A 16,680-nucleotide genomic window follows, 5' to 3' on the forward strand; every position below is an offset into this window, starting at 1 on the left:
ACGCCAGCGCATCGTAGCAGCGCAATCGCACGAAACGTTTCAGGCTGGAATGAAACGGCAAGATTCGGGAGATGAAAGGCGTCTGGTGGTGTGATCGTAAGCGCGGTCGGGGCGCGCGCAAAGCGAGTAATTCTCACGCTGATGTGAGAAAAATTGCGATGAACGTGAGGCGGAGCGGCGGGCAAGGCAGGCGTGATGGGGTGGGCGCTGGGTGCGCATGAATTTTATTGCGGCAGCGCACCGCTTGCGCAAACCTTCCGGGCGAGACAAACATACGGCCCAAAACAAACCGGGCGCGCCATCCGAAAAGCCCGCCCGCCGATGAACACATGCAGCATTCAGTGCGGAATCATCCCCTGCAAGACGTTCTGCTGCAGCCAGACGAGCAGGCCGAGTATCACCGTCAACAGAATCGAATGCTTGAAGGTCTTCGCGAACACGACGCCTTCCTTGCCTTTGAGGTCCGTGGTCGCCACCCCTGTCGAGATGTTTTGCGGTGAGATCATCTTGCCCATCACGCCGCCGGACGAGTTGGTCGCCGCCATCAAAATCGGGTTGAGGTTCAACTGGTTAGCGGCCACCACTTGCAGGTTGCCGAACAGCGCGTTGCCCGACGTATCGCTGCCGGACAGGAACACGGCGACCCAGCCGAGGAAGGCGGACACCAGCGGAAAGAACGGTCCAACCGACGCGACACCGAGACCGAGTGTGTAGTTGAGGCCCGAGTAGTTCATCAGATACGCGAGCCCGACGATCGTCGCCACCGTAAGAATGGCGATGCGCGTCTGAACCCAGGTATCGACGATCGCCGCGCCGAATTCGCGCACGCCCGATCCCACCGCCAGCGACGTGATGATGGCGGCCACCAGAATCGCCGTGCCGGTGCCAAGCGGCTGGAAGTCCCACACCGCGCTGTACGGCGTGTTGTACAGCGTAATGAAGACGGCTTTGTCGAGCCCCGGCCACGGCACCTTGACGTCGCCGATCAGGAAGATCTTGGTGACGGTCCAGACGATCACCACCACCGAGACGATGATCCACGGATACCAGCCCTGGCCGCCGCTGATCTTGCCGCGCACCTCGCCGACGCGGTCGATGTTGATGGCGAATGTCGGATCGGCGGCGGGTTTCCAGACGCGCAGGAACGCGATCGTCAGGACCAGCGACACCAGTGACGACAACACATCGGTCAGGCTGTAGTTCACGTAATTCGACGCGACGAACTGCGTCAGCGCGAAGCTCGCGCCCGACACCAGCAGCACTGGCCACACGCGCAGCATGTTGCGAATGCCCGCATATATGCCGATCACATAGAACGGCAGCAGGAGGGCAAAGAACGGCAACTGGCGGCCGACCATCTTGGCGAGCGAGTCGGCCGGCAGGTGCGTGACCGCGCCGAGCACCGTGATCGGCACGCCCAGCGCGCCGAACGCGACCGGCGCCGTGTTGAAGATCAGCGTGAAGGTGAGCGCCTCGAGCGTCGGAAAGCCGAGCAGGATCAGCAGCGAACTGGTGATCGCGACCGGCGTGCCGAAGCCTGAGATTCCTTCGAGCAGCGCACCGAACGAGAAGCCGATCACCACCAGCACGACGCGCCGGTCGTTCGGCAGGTTGTCGATCATCCACATGCGGAATGCCGCGAAGCGGCCTGAGCGCTGCGAGATGTTGTAGAGCAGGATCGCCGCGAACACGATCCACATGACCGGCCAGCAGGCGAACACCGCCCCCGCGACCACCGAATCGACCGCGAGCTTCACCGGGAACTGCCAGACGAAGATCGCGACGATCAACCCGACGATCAGACCTGCGAGCGAAGCCTGCCACGCCGGCCGGCGCGCCCAGCCGAGCAACAGCAGCACGACGACGATCGGCAGTGCGGCGACGAGGAACGATGGCAATGGCGAATTGCCGACGGGCGTGAGTAGTTGGTGAAACATCGCGTCTCCTTCGTTGTTATTCGATCTCGACGCGGGACTACGCACTACCGGGCGCGTCGCTCTGGTCTGACGGATGAGCGTCGGCGGCACGTGTGAAAGGCGCGCCGGGGCGCTTATTTAAACGAATACTGCGTGTGGCAACCCCAAGCATAGAGCCCGGGCGCGGCGCGTCAAGAAGGGAAACTACGGGCGAAACGCGCTTCAGTGATGGCGGCCGTGCCCGCCCCCGTGGCCGCCCCACCAGCCGAAGCCGATCGACAGGGACGGTCCATACCAGCCGGGATAGCCGTAGTAAGCCGGATACACGGGCGGCGGATAGTAAGCGGGGTAGACCGGCGCAACGTAGACGGGCGGCGGTTGCGCGACCACATAGGCCGGCGGCCAGTATTGCGCATCGGCTTCCGCTGTCGTGCCGTTAGTTCCCACTGGCACTTCGCGTTGTGCCGCAGCGGCGGGGACGGTAGCGTAGTAAGGGTAGTAGCCGTACGGGTAATAGCCGTATGGGTAATAGCAGCCGGACAAGGTCAAAACGCAGACCGCGCCGGTAAGCGCAATGCCCATCTGTGAAAGACGTGGTGTGCGGCGGGGCAGCCGCTGGCTCATCGCGCTGAGGGTATTGATGACGCGGGACTTCATGACGCGCTCCTGTTTGCATCGGACGCCGCTGTCTGGGCGCCATGCCATGAGCTTACGCCGCGGTCGCCCGCGCAGGATTGCAGAACCGTAACGGCTTATTTCACGTCATTGCACAGCGTGTTTGAAGCGGCCGGCGTCATGCTCTCGCCAGTAGTCGCGGCGCTTGCAGCCGTTCGCGAGCCGCAACCACGAGCGCGGCTCGCTTCGCGTTATTTACTTGCCGACCTGATTGCCGATAATGCCGCCTGCCGCTGCACCGCCGAGAGTCGAAAGCGCGTTGCCGCCGATCGCCGCACCCGCCACGCCGCCGATGCCTGCGCCGATTGCCGTATCGCGCTGCCGTGTGGTCATGCCGTCACACGCCGAAAGACTCGCGACAACCGCGACGATAGCCGCGAAGGTACCGATCTGACGAATCGATTTCATGATCCCTACTCCAGTGGTTATTCAGAACAGGACAGGCTCTCGCCGTCCTTTATTTGATCTTATCGCCGCAGCCCGTATCCAGATGTGTGCGCTTGTCAGCAGACTGTCGGTTTCGTAATCAAATGTTTCCCATGGAGCAGCATGCGCCGTGCCCGCTCTTGCAGAAACGCAAAAGCCCGCCGGTGGCGGGCTTCGACGCTGCAACGCAGCGGTTCAGGTGGTTCAGGTGATTTGGGCGGTTCAGCAGCGGTCGCGCGAAACTGCGCCCGCCTTTCCGACCCTTACTGCCGCTGATAAATCTCGGCGCCTTTCTTCATGAACTCGATCGACTTCACTTCCATGCCTTTGCGCAGCGCTTCGTCGTCGGTGACACCCTGTTGCGCGGCGAACTCGCGCACGTCCTGGGTGATCTTCATCGAGCAGAAGTGCGGCCCGCACATCGAACAGAAGTGGGCGACCTTCGCCGAATCCTTCGGCAGCGTTTCGTCGTGGAATTCGCGTGCCTTGTCCGGGTCGAGACCGAGATTGAACTGGTCTTCCCAACGGAATTCGAAACGCGCCTTCGACAACGCATTGTCACGCACCTGCGCGCCCGGATGGCCCTTTGCCAGATCGGCCGCGTGCGCGGCGAGCTTGTACGTGATGATGCCGGTCTTGACGTCGTCCTTGTTCGGAAGCCCAAGGTGTTCCTTCGGCGTGACGTAACAAAGCATCGCCGTACCGAACCAGCCGATCATCGCCGCGCCGATGCCCGACGTGATGTGGTCGTAGCCGGGGGCGATATCGGTGGTCAACGGTCCCAGCGTGTAGAACGGCGCTTCGTCGCACCATTCCAGTTGCAGGTCCATGTTTTCCTTGATGAGCTGCATCGGCACGTGGCCCGGGCCTTCGATCATTGTCTGCACGTCGTGCTTCCACGCGATCTGCGTCAGTTCGCCGAGCGTCTTCAGCTCGCCGAGCTGCGCTTCGTCGTTCGCATCGTAGATCGAGCCGGGACGCAGACCGTCGCCGAGCGAGAAGGCCACGTCATACGCCTTCATGATTTCGCAGATGTCTTCGAAGTGCTCGTACAGGAAGCTTTCCTTGTGGTGCGCGAGGCACCACTTGGCCATGATCGAGCCGCCGCGCGAGACGATGCCGGTCATGCGCTTAGCCGTCAGCGGCACGTATTGCAGACGCACGCCCGCGTGGATCGTGAAGTAGTCGACGCCTTGTTCGGCCTGTTCGATCAGCGTGTCGCGGAAGATTTCCCACGTCAGATCTTCCGCCTTGCCGTTGACCTTTTCGAGCGCCTGATAGATCGGCACCGTGCCGATCGGCACCGGGCTGTTGCGGATGATCCATTCGCGCGTTTCGTGGATGTGCTTGCCGGTCGAGAGATCCATCACCGTGTCGCCGCCCCAGCGGATCGCCCAGGTCATCTTGTCGACTTCTTCGCCAATCGACGAAGTCACCGCCGAGTTGCCGATGTTCGCATTCACCTTCACGAGGAAGTTGCGGCCGATGATCATCGGCTCGCTTTCCGGGTGGTTGATGTTGTTCGGGATGATCGCGCGGCCGCGCGCGACTTCTTCGCGCACGAATTCAGGCGTGATTTCCGTGAGGCCGTTCGGACCGAACGCGCTCGCGCCGAACGCCTGGCCCGGATGCTGGCGGCCCATCATCGCCGCGAGTTTTTCGCCGTTCGGGCCGCTTGTCTTCAGGCTTTCCAGATACGCGGCGCGCTGCTGGTTCTCGCGGATCGCGATGTATTCCATTTCCGGCGTGATGATGCCGCGACGCGCGTAGTGCATCTGCGACACGTTCTTGCCGGCGATGGCGCGGCGCGGCGTGCGGTGCAGGCCCTGGAAGCGCAGATCGGCGGTGGCGATATCGGCGGCGCGTTCGCGGCTGAAGTCGCTGGAGAGGCCGGTTAGCGCTTCGGTGTCGCCGCGTTCTTCGATCCAGCGCTGACGCAGTGCCGGCAGACCCGCGCGAATGTCGATTTTTGCGTCCGGATCGGAGTAGGGGCCCGACGTATCGTAGACGAAGACCGGCGGATTCTTTTCGCCGCCGAAGCTATCCGGCGTATCGGCCTGGGAGATTTCGCGCATCGGCACGCGGATATCGGGGCGCGAGCCGCTCACGTAGACCTTGCGGGAATTCGGCAGGGGGGCGACAGCGGCTTCATCGACGTGAGCGTCGGCGGAAAGAAACTTCGGATTGGCGTTCATGCATATCTCCTGTGTCGACCCGAGTTGACGCTTTAGCGGCTTACTCGGGTCCCATGCAATTTATTGCAGTCGACCCGAGTTGATGCAAAGCACTTACTCTGGTCCCAAAGCAATGTGGGGCCGCTAAGCAGGAGACGAGATGGAAGTTGTCGGATTCGCGATGGATGAAACGGTAGACCTGGGTGCGAAATCCGTACGCTTCCCTGCGCTGGCATTATCCAGATCAGGTTCAAAGGGTATTTCTCACCCACGCAACACGGACCTCCAACCTCCGTGCGACGCAGGACCCCCGCGTTAGCAGCGCACACGATACACCGGCCGGACGCTGCTTGGCAACCTGTCTTGAAATTATGAATGGAGGATATAACTAACACACCGGCAGGCTGTGGACTATTCTTATGTTGATTGGGCTGCCAGGGTTGATGCGATGCAACAGCGGCGATGCAACAACGGCGCGCCGCGAAAGCGCGTTCGTGTTTGTCTGTGTTGGTTGCTTACAGCGTGAAATCGTCAGCGGCTTCGGGTTGAAACAGGATCTGTTCGAGTTTCAGCACTTTTTCCGTACCGCTTGGCGGCGTGAAGCGGATGCGTTCGCCGCGTTTGGCGCCGAGCAAGGCGAGGCCGACCGGCGAAAACACGTTCAGGCGGCCCTGCGCGAAATCCGCGTTGGGCGGATAGACGACCGTCCAGGTCATGTGCTCGCCGCTGGTTTCGTCGACTAGCGTGGCCTGCGAATTCATCGTGACGACATTCGCCGGAATGTCGCGCGAGTCGACGATGACGGCGCGTTCCAGGACGTCGTCGAGCATGCCTTGCAACTTGGCGTCGGCGCCGGGCGCGGCCGCGTGCTTTTCAAGGCGGGCGACGTCGAGTTCGGTGAGGTAACAGGTTTTCGTCTTTTTCATGACGGGTTCTCCAAGTCGATCTGCATGTAGGGGACAGCGTGCGGATGAGATCGGCCCGGAGCCCGACGACGAGGCTCTGGTGAAGGGGGAGCAGCGTTCAGATCGGGCGCCGGGCGGCGGGAAGCGGGAGCGTTCGGGTCGGCTGGCCGTGGTGATGCGGTGATACGTCCGCGCGTGCGCAACCGGTTGCACGGCACAGGCGCAAGCGGGTGAAGACACGGGAGATCGGAGAACGCATCGGGAACGGCGAATAAAGAAGGAAGTTCGGGTGAGCGCCGGATGTAAGCGAAATCGGCGCCTTCGAAAGGTGAATGCTAGCACGAGCTGGGACGTCTCTTTGTTCGGTGCTGGGCGCGGGCGGGGCGGTAGAGGTGTTTCTCACTGCTGCGCGTTCAAGGGCGCCGCGGCCTGTGCCGTTATCCCGCTGGTAGGGGGGGTCGCCACCCGGTAGCGCGATGGGTGGCATTGATTGGCGCGATGCCGTTTTGAGACGGCGTAAGGGGGTGCTGATGAAAACGAGAGCATGGCGGTTTGGAGCGCTGACCACGGTGGCGGTGATGGCCGCAATGTTTGCCGGACCGACTGTGGCGACGGCTTCGAGCGGTGGGACGATTGCCGTTTCGGGGGCGATTGTGGCGCCGCAGCTTGAGATTTCTGCCGCGTCGGCCGCGGGCGTTGGCTTGGCTGGTGCGCAGGTTAAGCATGGGGCGTCGGCAGTGACGCTGACTTTCAATGCGCCGCCGGGGGTGGCGAGTGGTGCTGATGTTGCGTTGCAGGTGAACGGCGGCGCGGCGGCGCGTGACGATGCGATTGCTGCGCGGTTTGTCGATCGCGCTGGACGTGTTTTTGCCGCTGCGCGGGATGGGCATTATCGGGTCGACCGCGATGGTGGGGTGCTGTCGCTTTCTGCTAAGAAGGGGAATGGGGTGGATGCGGAGACGCGGGTGATTGTGGTTGTTAGCTACGATTGATTGCCTGCGGCGGTGGTCTTTGCTTGTTCTTTTTGCCTTTGGCGGCGGTATTGTTGGTGTGCCTGCGGTGGTGGCCTTTCCTTGATTTGTTATTGGTCTATTAGCGTCGCCCCTGTGCGGGGCAGGCACTTACTTTCTTTGCCGCCGCAAAGAAAGTAAGCAAAGAAAGCGGCTTCACACCGCTAATTCTTAAGCGGATCCCCTGACTTGGAGGAGGTAGTGGAGCATCTGGAATCGGTGTTCTCGCACACTCCGCGCTGGTGACAAGGCAGTCATACTTCCGGCGGCGCTGCGCGCGCCGTGGCGGTACTTCACCAAACCGCCCGCCGGTTTTTAGCGCCGGCGTTTCGCTTGGTGCGGTGGCTCGCAGTCGCACCATCCGAAGCAGTATTCTGCGTCTCGCTGAATTAGCCGCCGGGCGCTATTTTTGCCGCAAACCGCAAACCATTTCGGCGCCTTGCCGAGGCGAAGCCGATGGCCCACACCGCGCACAGACGAAACCACTTGTGTCCCTTGCAGACCGTTCCTGCGAGCACGCAGTGCGAGGCGGGAAGCGCGTACGTCCAATTGGTTTTGAGAAGTACCGCTACGGCGCGCGCAGCGCCGCCGGAAGTATGACTGCCTTGTCACTCACGCTGAATGTGCGAGAACACAGATTCCAGATGCTCCACTGCCTCCTCCAAGCCCTCAGGATTACCCACATCTGTGCCGGGATAGCGCTTGTAAACAGCTTGAGGTGGTGTTAACTTGAGGCACCGCCACAGGAACCAGACGCAATTGCCTTCGACCGAGAATCAGGATGACCAGGACGACTGGGCCGACATCGAATTCGGTGCGGCAAATCTGGGCGATGCCCGTTTGACGAATCGGCTCGTTGCACTGGCACGCCGGCTTGCCAGCACACCGGACTGCTCGTTTCCACGCTCCATGGATGCCGCCGAACTCAAGGCGGCCTATCGCTTCTTCGATAACGACCAGGTCGATACGGACGGTGTGCTTGCACCTCACGTAGACCAGACGCTCAAGCGCATGACCCAGGTGCCAGTCGTGCTCGCGGTGCAGGACACAACCGAATTCAACCTGACGCATCTGGGCGCGACCGAAGGCCTGGGCTACGGCACGGGCAACCAGTCGCGCGGCTTCATGCTGCACAGCCTGCTGGCCGTGACACCGGAAGGCCTGCCGCTCGGCGTGCTGGGCATGAAGACGTGGGTGCGCGATGACGCAGATCTGGGCCGCAGGCGTCAACGCTCAAAGCGCGACTTCAATGACAAGGAAAGCGTTAAATGGGTTGAGGGTCTGAACCATCTGGCAGCCCTTAAGACCCGATGTCCCGATACGCGCATGGTGGGCGTGGGCGACCGCGAAAGCGACGTCTATGAAGTGTTCGTGGCCGAGCGGCCTGCTGGCGTAGACTGGCTCATTCGTGCGGCATGGGACCGTCGGACGGCGCACCCCGAGCGTTATCTCTGGGACACGGTGACGGCGAGCGCCCCCTTGGGCGAAATCGAGCTGGAGTTGCCGGCACACCGCAACATGGCCCGGCGCATTGCGCGTCTGACGCTGCGTTGCACGCAGGTCAGCCTGATTGCACCACCCAGAGCGTCGACCAAAGGCACCGGGCGCGCCCGGCTCACCCCGGTGGAGGTGTTTGCAATCCACGCACTTGAAACCGATCCGCCAGCGGGCGTCGAGCCGCTCGAGTGGATGCTGCTCAGCTCTGTGCCCACGCTCACGCTGAGCGATGCACTTGAACGACTCGAATGGTATGCACGTCGCTGGACGATCGAATCGTGGCATCGTGTGCTCAAAAGCGGCTGTCGGATCGAGGCGCGCCAGTTCGGCAATCTTGAACGGTTCGTCCGCGCGACCGCGCTATTTGCAGTGATCAGCTGGCGAATCATGTACGCCACGCTGCTGGGTCGGGCCGACCCGGATCTGTCGTGTGAAGTGCTACTTCAGCCCGACGAATGGCGCGCGCTTTACTGCCGCGCCAACCGCACCTCAAAACCACCGGTGGCAACGCCTTCGCTAGGCGAAGTCGTACTGTGGATCGCCAAACTCGGCGGTTATCTGAACCGTAAGCATGATCACCCGCCCGGGCCCACCGTCATGTGGCGAGGGTTCCTGGTCCTTCACGAAATCACCGAGATGTACCGGATCTTTAGCCAGGACGGGTGATTCACATCACGAGATGTGGGTAATCCTGAGCTCCAAGCCAGGGGACCCGCTTAAGAATTGGCGGTTTGAGCCGCTTTCTTTTGCCTACTTTTCTTTGCGGCGGCAAAGAAAAGTAGGTGCCCCCCCGCACAGGGGGAACGCTAATAAACCAATAAGAAAAGAAAAAGCCACCGCCGCAGGCGTACAGACAGAAACCGCCGCACGGGCAGAAGAAACCGAGAAAAGGTCACCGCCGAAAAAGCACAGAAGAATGCCGTCGCCAAAGACAAAAAAACAAAACCAAACCCCACAAGGCGCACAATAAACAACACCAGCCACGGAAGGTGGCAAAAACACCAAAGCTCAGGCGCTTGCCAACCACCCCGTGCAACGAGCACAAAGAAACCCCCTCCCGCACCGCACCGAAAGAAAAAAACAAAAATATTATCCAACCGGTTGTCATAACCGGCCCCCACCTTCGACAAACGTGCAGATCCAGATGGAGCACGCCATGCAAACCGCATCGACCCGCCGAGCCAATCGGCCCTTCACGCGAGCGATCGCGCTAACAATCGCGTTGGCAACACTCGCCGCCAGCGGCGGCATGGCACAAGCAGCCACCGCAATGTGCACATCCCACAGCCCATCTCACCGCGTAGCGCTAGTGGAGCTTTACAGCAGTGAAGGCTGCAGCAGTTGCCCTCCAGCCGACAACTGGCTGAGCCAATGGAAAAACAGCGGCGCCACCCAAAGCATCGTGCCCTTGGCACTACACGTCGACTACTGGAATAGCCTGGGCTGGACCGACCGCTTCTCGCAGCATCGTTTCACCGAACGTCAGCAAACCCTGACTGACCTGGCCGGCGGCCACACGATCTACACGCCCGAAATCTTCGTATCAGGCCGTGAGCTACGCAGCTGGCCGCAACAGGCCAGTTTCCAGAACCGAATCGAGAAGGTCATAGCCGAACCGGCACAGGCCAACGTCGCCCTGGAACTGAAACCACAAGCGACAGGCGCATTCAACGTCAACGCACAATTCACCGCCAAAGGGGCTAACTCCGCGACCAAACCTGCGGACACGCTAAACGCCTACATAGCAGTCTATGAAAACGCGTTGACCTCACAAGTGCGCGCCGGCGAAAACAGCGGCGTAACCCTGCATCACGAAAGAGTGGTACGGCAATGGATCGGCCCAGTGCCGCTGGTAGCCGGAACCGCGCAAATCCACCGCGACATCCGTATCGACGACGCAGACGTCAGCACCACCGCATCGGCTGACCGCTTCGGCGTCGTCGCCTTCGTCGAAAACGCCGCGACCGGCGACGTATTGCAAGTGGCCGAACTGGCCGCCTGCCATTGATCGCGTTGCGGCTGCCGCGCCTCTATTCAAGGGAGATTCTCATGGCAACCCCTCACACACCAAGCAAAACCGCGCCGCCCGCGGCGCCGCTCAGCAGCACGATTCATCCGGTGTGGGTGCGTGTCACGCATTGGCTCAACGCCTTGGCGGCCATCGTGATGATGCTGTCAGGCTGGCGCATCTACGATGCCTCGCCGATCTTTCCAGGCTTCACCTTTCCGCCGGCGATCACCCTCGGTGGCTGGCTCGGCGGCGCGCTGCAATGGCATTTCGCTGCAATGTGGCTGCTGGTCTTCAACGGCCTGCTGTACCTCGCGCTGAACCTGATAAGCGGACGCCTCGTGCGCAAGTTCCTACCGATTTCACCGCGCGCCATCCTGCACGACTTCGTCGCCGCGCTGACCGGCAAGCTCTCGCACGCGGATCTGCGCGTCTACAACGCGGTGCAGAAATTCGCCTACCTGTTTGTTGTCTGCGATCTGATCGTGCTGGTGCTGTCGGGCCTCGCGATCTGGAAGTCGGTGCAGTTCCCGCTACTGCGCGAATTGATGGGCGGCTACGACAACGCGCGCATCGTGCACTTCTGCGCGATGTCGCTGATGGCAGCTTTCATCGTCGTGCATCTGGCGATGGTGGCGCTCGTGCCGCGCTCGCTTCTCGCAATGTTGCGCGGACGCTAAGCAAAGCTTAAGGACATCCAATCATGAAACCCGCTACCAAACTCGACCGCGACTCAATCCTGATCGACGCGCGACGCGAACTCGCGATGCCGTCGCGGCGACTGTTCGGCAAACGGCTGCTGACACTCGGCGGTCTGTCGCTACTGACCGGCTGCTCGCTGACCGACGACGAATCGGTCAACAAATTTCTGATGATGGTGTCGCGCCTGAACGACCGCGCGCAAGCCGCGCTGTTCGATCCGAAGCAACTCGCGCCGACCTACACCGAAGCGCAGATCACGCGGCCGTTTCCGTTCAACGCGTTCTACAGCATCGACGAAGTACCCGACGTCGACGCTTCGGACTACAAGCTGAAGATCAGCGGCCTCGTGACCGGCCAGCGCGTCTGGACCTTGCCGGAGTTGTACGCGCTGCCGCACGCGGAGCAGATCACACGGCATATCTGCGTGGAAGGCTGGAGCGCGATCGGCCGCTGGGGCGGCACGCCGTTCGCCGACTTTTTGCGGCGCATCGGTGCGGACACCAGCGCGAAGTATGTCGGCTTCAAATGCGCCGACGATTACTACGAAAGCATCGACATGCCGACCGCGCTGCATCCGCAAACGCTGCTCACATTCTCGTACGACGGCGAGCGTCTGCCCGCGAAATACGGTTTTCCAATGAAGCTGCGCATGCCGACCAAGCTCGGCTACAAGAATCCGAAGCACATCGTCGAGATGTTCGTCACTAACACGTATCCCGGCGGCTATTGGGTCGACCAGGGCTACAACTGGTTCGGAGGCTCCTGACGCGCGCGGGTCGGGCATACGGAGTCAAATGCGCGACCCCGAGCGGCAGACGCTTCGGAAACATGCCGGCCCAGGCCGGTTCTGATACATCCACAACAAACGGAGTTACCCCATGAAAAAATTCGCAATCGCAGCAATGGCCGTCGCCCTCCTGACCAGCGGCGGCGCCGCGTTCGCGCAGGCAAGCGGCGCGATGTCCAACGATTCGATGTCGAAAGACACGATGTCCAAAGACAGCATGTCGAAGGACAACATGAAGAAGGGCACGATGAAGCACGACAAGATGAAAAAAGGTAGCGACGCGATGAAACACGAAGCGTCGGGCGCCATGGGCAATTGAGGCATCGCGCGATGCTGATCGCATAGCGCGAACGCAGCAAGTGGCAGCACGTAAAAGCCGGGGAGACGTCCCCGGTTTTTTGTTGCAAGTACGCCAAAAAGTTACGATTCTTTCAAGCAGCGCGGTGTGCGCTTACTGCATAATGCGACGTCGCGCCAGACGTTTGGCGCGGGTCAGCCGTGGATCGATTCCTGTCGAGCGCCGCGGCGTTGTGGCCCCATTGGCCATCTTTCGTCCTTCCGTTCCACCGACATGTCCGCCAGCCTCGCCCGTCAGACCGCATCGCCGATGCGGCGTCCGCCATCCCGCCACAGGGTCTTCAGCGGAGGCGCAGCGCCTCGAGCGGCATTGGCGGGCTGAACGCATGTCGCTGCAATTTCCCAGTCTCCTCTCGCGTATTTCCCTACGCCTCCCGCGTGGTTTTGGCATCCGTTTGCCGCAGTCCCGCAACGGACAGATCGCGCTCGCGCTCGCCGTCGTCTATCTCGTGTGGGGCTCGACTTATCTTGCCGTGCACGTGGCGCTCGGGTCGTTTCCTCCGTTGTTGCTCTCCGGCTTGCGCAACCTGTTTGCCGGGATAGGGCTGTTCATCTTTGCGGCGCGCCGCGACCCGGTCTGGCCGAGTTTCGCTGAAATCCGCAACGCGGGCATCGTCGGCACGATGCTGGTCGGCTTGTCGAGCGGCATGCTGGCCTACGGGATGCGTACCGTGGGCACCGGCACCGCCGCGGTGATGGTCGCCACCGTGCCGTTATTCGCGACGGTGATCGCGGCGGTGGCGGGGCGGCAGATCGCCAGGGGTGAGTGGTTCGCGATCGGTCTTGGGCTGGTTGGCATCGCGATCCTGAGTCATGGCGACAACGCGCCGGGCTCGGCGGGCGGCAGCCTCGCGATTCTGTGCGGCGCACTGTTCTGGGCCGGCGGCGCGCATCTGGCCGGGCGGTTGAAGATGCCGTCGGATCTGTTTCTATCGACGTCGTTGCAGATCGGCCTCGGCGGTGCGATGTCGACTATAGTCGCGTGGGTATCGGGCGAACGGATGCTCGAGGTGCATTTTCTGCCGGTGCTGGCGTTCATCTACCTCATGCTGATCGGGACGATGACCGCGTATGTCGCCTATGGCTTTCTGATCCGGCATACCAGTCCGATCATCGCCAGCAGCTGCATGTACGTGAATCCGGTGGTCGCGGTGGCGCTCGGCGCGCTGCTGCTCGGCGAGCCGGTCACGCATTCGACGGTGATCGCCACCGTGGTGATTCTGGCAAGCGTCGGCCTGTCTTTCTGGTTCGATTACCGGAAGAAGAGTCCCGCTTGAGTCTCGCTTGAGGCGGGCGCTAGAGCGCCGCCGCGACTTCCGCGCCTTCGCGAATCGCGCGTTTCGCATCCAGTTCGGTTGCGACCTTGGCGCCGCCGATCACGTGATAGCGCGGACCCTTTGTTGCGTTGTTCACGTTGGTCGCGTTCGCCGTTTTGGCGGCATTCTTTTGCGCCGTGACCGGAAGCAGGTCGCGCAACGATTCCTGCCCCGCGCACACGACGATCGTGTCCACCAGCAGCCATTCTTCGACGCCTTCACGCGCAATCTTCAAGCCGCGCTCGCTGATCTCCAGATACGACACGCCGCCAAGCATCTTTACGCCGTTTCGCGCCAGCGTCGCGCGATGCACCCAGCCTGAGGTCTTGCCGAGCCCCATGCCGAGCTTGCCCGCCTTGCGCTGCAACAGCCAGATCTCGCGGACCGGCTGGACCGGCGCAGGCGGCTTCAAGCCGCCGCGCTCCCGCACCGCGAGGTCGACGCCCCATTCATCGAGCCACGCATCGCGTGATATCGGCAGCGGTTCGCCCGGCCGATGCAACAGGAACTCGCTGACATCGAAGCCGATCCCGCCCGCGCCGATCACGGCGACGCGGCGTCCCACCGGCGCACCGCGCAGCACGTCCACGTACGAGAGTACGTTCGGCCCGTCGATGCCGGCGATCGCCGGCCGTCGCGGCACGATGCCTGTCGCGATGATCACATCGTCGTAAGCGCCTGCCGCGAGCAGCGCCGGATCGACGCGCGTGCCGAGCCGCACGTCGACGCGATGCCGTTGCAACTGGCTCTGAAAATAGCGGATCGTTTCGCTGAACTCTTCCTTGCCCGGCACGCGCATCGCCAGATTGAACTGGCCGCCGATCGTTGCGCTCGCATCGAACAGCGTCACGCGATGCCCGCGGGAAGCCGCGACCGTCGCCGCCGACAAGCCTGCCGGCCCCGCGCCGACCACCGCCACCGAACGCGCTGCCTGCGGGCCGGAGACCGGCCGATAGACCAACTCGGTCTCACGTCCCGCGCGTGGATTCACCAGACAGCTTGCGCGCTGGTTCTTGAACGTGTGATCGAGGCAGGCCTGATTGCAGGCGATACAGGTGTTGATTTCGTGCACGCGGTTCTCGGCGGTCCTCAGCACGAACTCGGGGTCGGCAAGCAGGGGCCTTGCCATCGAAACCAGGTCTCCCGCGCCTTGCGCAAGCAGTTCTTCCGCGACCTCGGGCGTGTTGATCCGGTTCGACACGATCACCGGCACCTTGACGGCCGCCTTCAGCCGCGCGCTCAGCGATGCGAAGGCCGCGCGCGGCACCGAGGTCACGATGGTCGGCACACGCGCCTCGTGCCAGCCGATCCCGGTGTTGAACATCGTCACGCCGGCGGCTTCGAGCGCTTGTGCGACCTGCACGGTTTCGTCCCATGTGTTGCCGCCTTCGACCAGATCGATCAGCGAGAGGCGGTAGACCACGATGAAGCGCTCGCCACATGCCGCGCGCACCTGCTCGACGATTTCGCGCGCGAGCCGCATGCGGTTTTCGATGCTGCCGCCATAGCGGTCGGTGCGCCGGTTGGTGCGCGGGCACAGGAACTGATTCAGCAGATAGCCTTCGCTGCCCATGATCTCGATGCCGTCGTAACCGGCACGCTGTGCGAGCCGTGCGCAACGTGCGTAGTCGCGCACAGTCTTTGCAATACCGGCCTCGCTGAGCGCACGTGGTTTGAACCTCGAGATCGGTGATTTGAGCGCCGACGCCGACACCACGAACGGCTGGTAGCCATAGCGTCCGGCATGCAAAATCTGCAACGCGATTTTGCCGCCTTCTGCGTGCACGGCCTCGGTCAGCAGCCGATGATTGCGCAGGTCGAACACGGAATTCAGCGTGCCGCCGAACGGCAGCAGCCAGCCTTGCCGGTTCGGCGAGATTCCACCGGTCACGATCAGCCCGACGCCTCCTTTCGCGCGCTCGCGGAAATAGGCGGCCAGTTTCGGGTAATTCCAGAAACGGTCCTCCATGCCGGTATGCATCGAACCCATCACCACGCGGTTGGAGAGGCGAGTGAAGCCGAGATCGAGTTCGGCCAGTAAGTGTTGATAGGACATGCAGAGGACCGTGGAAGTATTGGCGTTGGATGCGGACGAAACAATACACCGCTAATTGGGCCCTCCTTCCGAGGGAAAATTCTAATCCTTATGGGTTGTTGCTCCGCAAGGTATGTTTTTTTGGTTTTTCCTTGCTCTGGGTGCCTACGGCGTTGGGTTTTCCTTCTGTATGTCTGCGGTGTTGGCCTTTCCTTGATTTGATATTGGTTTATTAGCGTCGCCCCTGTGCGGGGCGGCACTTACTTTCTTTGCCGCCGCAAAGAAAGTAAGCAAAGAAAGCGGCTTCACACCGCTAATTCTGAAGCGGGTCCCCTGGCTTGGAGGAGGTAGTGGAGCATCTGGAATCGGTGTTCTCGCGCACTCCGCGCTGGTGACAAGGCAGTCATACTTCCGGCGGCGCTGCGCGCGCCGACGCGGTGCTTCACAAAACCGTCGGGCGCTTCCGGCGCCCACGGTCGTTCAAGCGTAACGGCTTGCCGTTGCTGCGCTAGGGTAACTCGTGGCCGCGTTTCGTTTGGCGAAGTGGTTTGTAATTCGCGCCTGCGTTTTGTTCATCGAAGTGGCCCGCATTTCCACAATTCAGCGCTTCGCCGAGGCGAAGCCGACGGCCCCCGCCGCCCGCAAACGAAGCCTCTGGTTTCCCAGACAGACCCGTCCGCGACGCACGCAGTGCGGAGCGGGAGGAATGATGCCGGAAACGCATACGCCCCATCGGTGTCGTGAAGTACCGCTACGGCGCGCGCAGCGCCGCCGGAAGTATGACTGCCTTGTCACTTACGCCGAATGTGCGAGGGCACAGATTCCAGATGCTCCACTACCTCCTCCAAGCCAGGGGACCCGCTTAAGAGCTG

Annotated in this window: 14 protein-coding genes and 1 riboswitch; of the genes, 7 read left to right on the forward strand and 7 right to left on the reverse strand. The window is 61.9% G+C overall.

Annotated elements, in window-relative coordinates:
* Nucleotides 1-338: 338 nt before the first annotated feature.
* The 5 genes from WN982_RS06765 to WN982_RS06785 all read right to left on the reverse strand — a co-directional run bounded on the left by WN982_RS06765 (nucleotide 339) and on the right by WN982_RS06785 (nucleotide 6,117).
* Complete coding sequence (locus WN982_RS06765; protein WP_341314971.1) at nucleotides 339-1,937, reverse strand: L-lactate permease; 1,599 nt, start codon at nucleotides 1,935-1,937, stop codon at nucleotides 339-341.
* A gap of 201 nt (nucleotides 1,938-2,138) precedes the next feature.
* Nucleotides 2,139-2,573 carry a hypothetical protein gene (locus WN982_RS06770; protein WP_341314972.1) on the reverse strand — a complete coding sequence of 145 codons (435 nt, stop codon included), beginning with the start codon at nucleotides 2,571-2,573 and terminating at the stop codon, nucleotides 2,139-2,141.
* Nucleotides 2,574-2,786: 213 nt separating this feature from the next.
* Nucleotides 2,787-2,999: a glycine zipper 2TM domain-containing protein gene (locus WN982_RS06775; RefSeq protein WP_341314973.1), complete on the reverse strand. Its 213-nt coding sequence runs from the start codon at nucleotides 2,997-2,999 to the stop codon at nucleotides 2,787-2,789.
* 281 nt (nucleotides 3,000-3,280) lie between these two features.
* On the reverse strand, nucleotides 3,281-5,212 hold the full coding sequence (gene thiC / locus WN982_RS06780; RefSeq protein ID WP_341314974.1) for a phosphomethylpyrimidine synthase ThiC: 1,932 nt from the start codon (nucleotides 5,210-5,212) through the stop codon (nucleotides 3,281-3,283).
* Nucleotides 5,213-5,394: 182 nt separating this feature from the next.
* A riboswitch (TPP riboswitch) is annotated at nucleotides 5,395-5,513 on the reverse strand.
* Nucleotides 5,514-5,706: 193 nt separating this feature from the next.
* Nucleotides 5,707-6,117, reverse strand: a complete 411-nt coding sequence (locus WN982_RS06785; RefSeq protein ID WP_341314975.1) for a GreA/GreB family elongation factor — start codon at nucleotides 6,115-6,117, stop codon at nucleotides 5,707-5,709.
* Between the two features lie 455 nt (nucleotides 6,118-6,572).
* Between WN982_RS06785 and WN982_RS06790 the strand changes: the two genes are divergently transcribed.
* Together WN982_RS06790 and WN982_RS06795 are read left to right on the forward strand one after the other, a co-directional pair.
* Nucleotides 6,573-7,088 carry a hypothetical protein gene (locus WN982_RS06790; protein ID WP_341314976.1) on the forward strand — a complete coding sequence of 172 codons (516 nt, stop codon included), beginning with the start codon at nucleotides 6,573-6,575 and terminating at the stop codon, nucleotides 7,086-7,088.
* 777 nt (nucleotides 7,089-7,865) lie between these two features.
* Nucleotides 7,866-9,269: an IS4 family transposase gene (locus WN982_RS06795; RefSeq protein ID WP_341312775.1), complete on the forward strand. Its 1,404-nt coding sequence runs from the start codon at nucleotides 7,866-7,868 to the stop codon at nucleotides 9,267-9,269.
* 140 nt (nucleotides 9,270-9,409) lie between these two features.
* Here WN982_RS06795 and WN982_RS06800 read toward each other — a convergent pair whose 3' ends face one another.
* On the reverse strand, nucleotides 9,410-9,733 hold the full coding sequence (locus WN982_RS06800) for a hypothetical protein (protein ID WP_341314977.1): 324 nt from the start codon (nucleotides 9,731-9,733) through the stop codon (nucleotides 9,410-9,412).
* 26 nt (nucleotides 9,734-9,759) lie between these two features.
* On the opposite strand from WN982_RS06800, the gene WN982_RS06805 reads away from it, so the two are divergent.
* The 5 genes from WN982_RS06805 to WN982_RS06825 all read left to right on the forward strand — a co-directional run bounded on the left by WN982_RS06805 (nucleotide 9,760) and on the right by WN982_RS06825 (nucleotide 13,734).
* Complete coding sequence (locus WN982_RS06805; protein ID WP_341314978.1) at nucleotides 9,760-10,611, forward strand: DUF1223 domain-containing protein; 852 nt, start codon at nucleotides 9,760-9,762, stop codon at nucleotides 10,609-10,611.
* Between the two features lie 41 nt (nucleotides 10,612-10,652).
* Nucleotides 10,653-11,291 carry a cytochrome b/b6 domain-containing protein gene (locus WN982_RS06810; RefSeq protein WP_341314979.1) on the forward strand — a complete coding sequence of 213 codons (639 nt, stop codon included), beginning with the start codon at nucleotides 10,653-10,655 and terminating at the stop codon, nucleotides 11,289-11,291.
* 23 nt (nucleotides 11,292-11,314) lie between these two features.
* Nucleotides 11,315-12,079, forward strand: coding sequence for a molybdopterin-dependent oxidoreductase (locus WN982_RS06815; RefSeq protein WP_341314980.1), 765 nt, complete (start codon nucleotides 11,315-11,317; stop codon nucleotides 12,077-12,079).
* A gap of 112 nt (nucleotides 12,080-12,191) precedes the next feature.
* The gene (locus WN982_RS06820) at nucleotides 12,192-12,419 is read left to right on the forward strand and encodes a pentapeptide MXKDX repeat protein (protein WP_341314981.1); all 228 of its coding nucleotides are present in this window, start codon (nucleotides 12,192-12,194) and stop codon (nucleotides 12,417-12,419) included.
* 364 nt (nucleotides 12,420-12,783) lie between these two features.
* Nucleotides 12,784-13,734: an EamA family transporter gene (locus WN982_RS06825; RefSeq protein ID WP_341314982.1), complete on the forward strand. Its 951-nt coding sequence runs from the start codon at nucleotides 12,784-12,786 to the stop codon at nucleotides 13,732-13,734.
* Nucleotides 13,735-13,753: 19 nt separating this feature from the next.
* Here the strand turns inward: WN982_RS06825 and WN982_RS06830 are convergent, their stop codons facing one another.
* A complete protein-coding gene (locus WN982_RS06830) occupies nucleotides 13,754-15,829 on the reverse strand; it encodes an NADPH-dependent 2,4-dienoyl-CoA reductase (protein ID WP_341314983.1) in 2,076 nt (691 codons plus the stop codon).
* Nucleotides 15,830-16,680 lie beyond the last annotated feature (851 nt).

Origin of the sequence: Paraburkholderia sp. IMGN_8, from assembly GCF_038050405.1 — a bacterium.
Classification (GTDB): domain Bacteria; phylum Pseudomonadota; class Gammaproteobacteria; order Burkholderiales; family Burkholderiaceae; genus Paraburkholderia.

What these genes read in the sequence shown, in the direction of transcription:
- WN982_RS06765 (WP_341314971.1), bottom strand. Translation starts at nt 1,937, where the DNA reads ATGTTTCACCAACTACTCACGCCCGTCGGCAATTCGCCATTGCCATCG.
- WN982_RS06770 (WP_341314972.1), bottom strand. Translation starts at nt 2,573, where the DNA reads ATGAAGTCCCGCGTCATCAATACCCTCAGCGCGATGAGCCAGCGGCTG.
- WN982_RS06775 (WP_341314973.1), bottom strand. Translation starts at nt 2,999, where the DNA reads ATGAAATCGATTCGTCAGATCGGTACCTTCGCGGCTATCGTCGCGGTT.
- thiC (WP_341314974.1), bottom strand. Translation starts at nt 5,212, where the DNA reads ATGAACGCCAATCCGAAGTTTCTTTCCGCCGACGCTCACGTCGATGAA.
- WN982_RS06785 (WP_341314975.1), bottom strand. Translation starts at nt 6,117, where the DNA reads ATGAAAAAGACGAAAACCTGTTACCTCACCGAACTCGACGTCGCCCGC.
- WN982_RS06790 (WP_341314976.1), top strand. Translation starts at nt 6,573, where the DNA reads ATGGGTGGCATTGATTGGCGCGATGCCGTTTTGAGACGGCGTAAGGGG.
- WN982_RS06805 (WP_341314978.1), top strand. Translation starts at nt 9,760, where the DNA reads ATGCAAACCGCATCGACCCGCCGAGCCAATCGGCCCTTCACGCGAGCG.
- WN982_RS06810 (WP_341314979.1), top strand. Translation starts at nt 10,653, where the DNA reads ATGGCAACCCCTCACACACCAAGCAAAACCGCGCCGCCCGCGGCGCCG.
- WN982_RS06815 (WP_341314980.1), top strand. Translation starts at nt 11,315, where the DNA reads ATGAAACCCGCTACCAAACTCGACCGCGACTCAATCCTGATCGACGCG.
- WN982_RS06820 (WP_341314981.1), top strand. Translation starts at nt 12,192, where the DNA reads ATGAAAAAATTCGCAATCGCAGCAATGGCCGTCGCCCTCCTGACCAGC.
- WN982_RS06825 (WP_341314982.1), top strand. Translation starts at nt 12,784, where the DNA reads ATGTCGCTGCAATTTCCCAGTCTCCTCTCGCGTATTTCCCTACGCCTC.
- WN982_RS06830 (WP_341314983.1), bottom strand. Translation starts at nt 15,829, where the DNA reads ATGTCCTATCAACACTTACTGGCCGAACTCGATCTCGGCTTCACTCGC.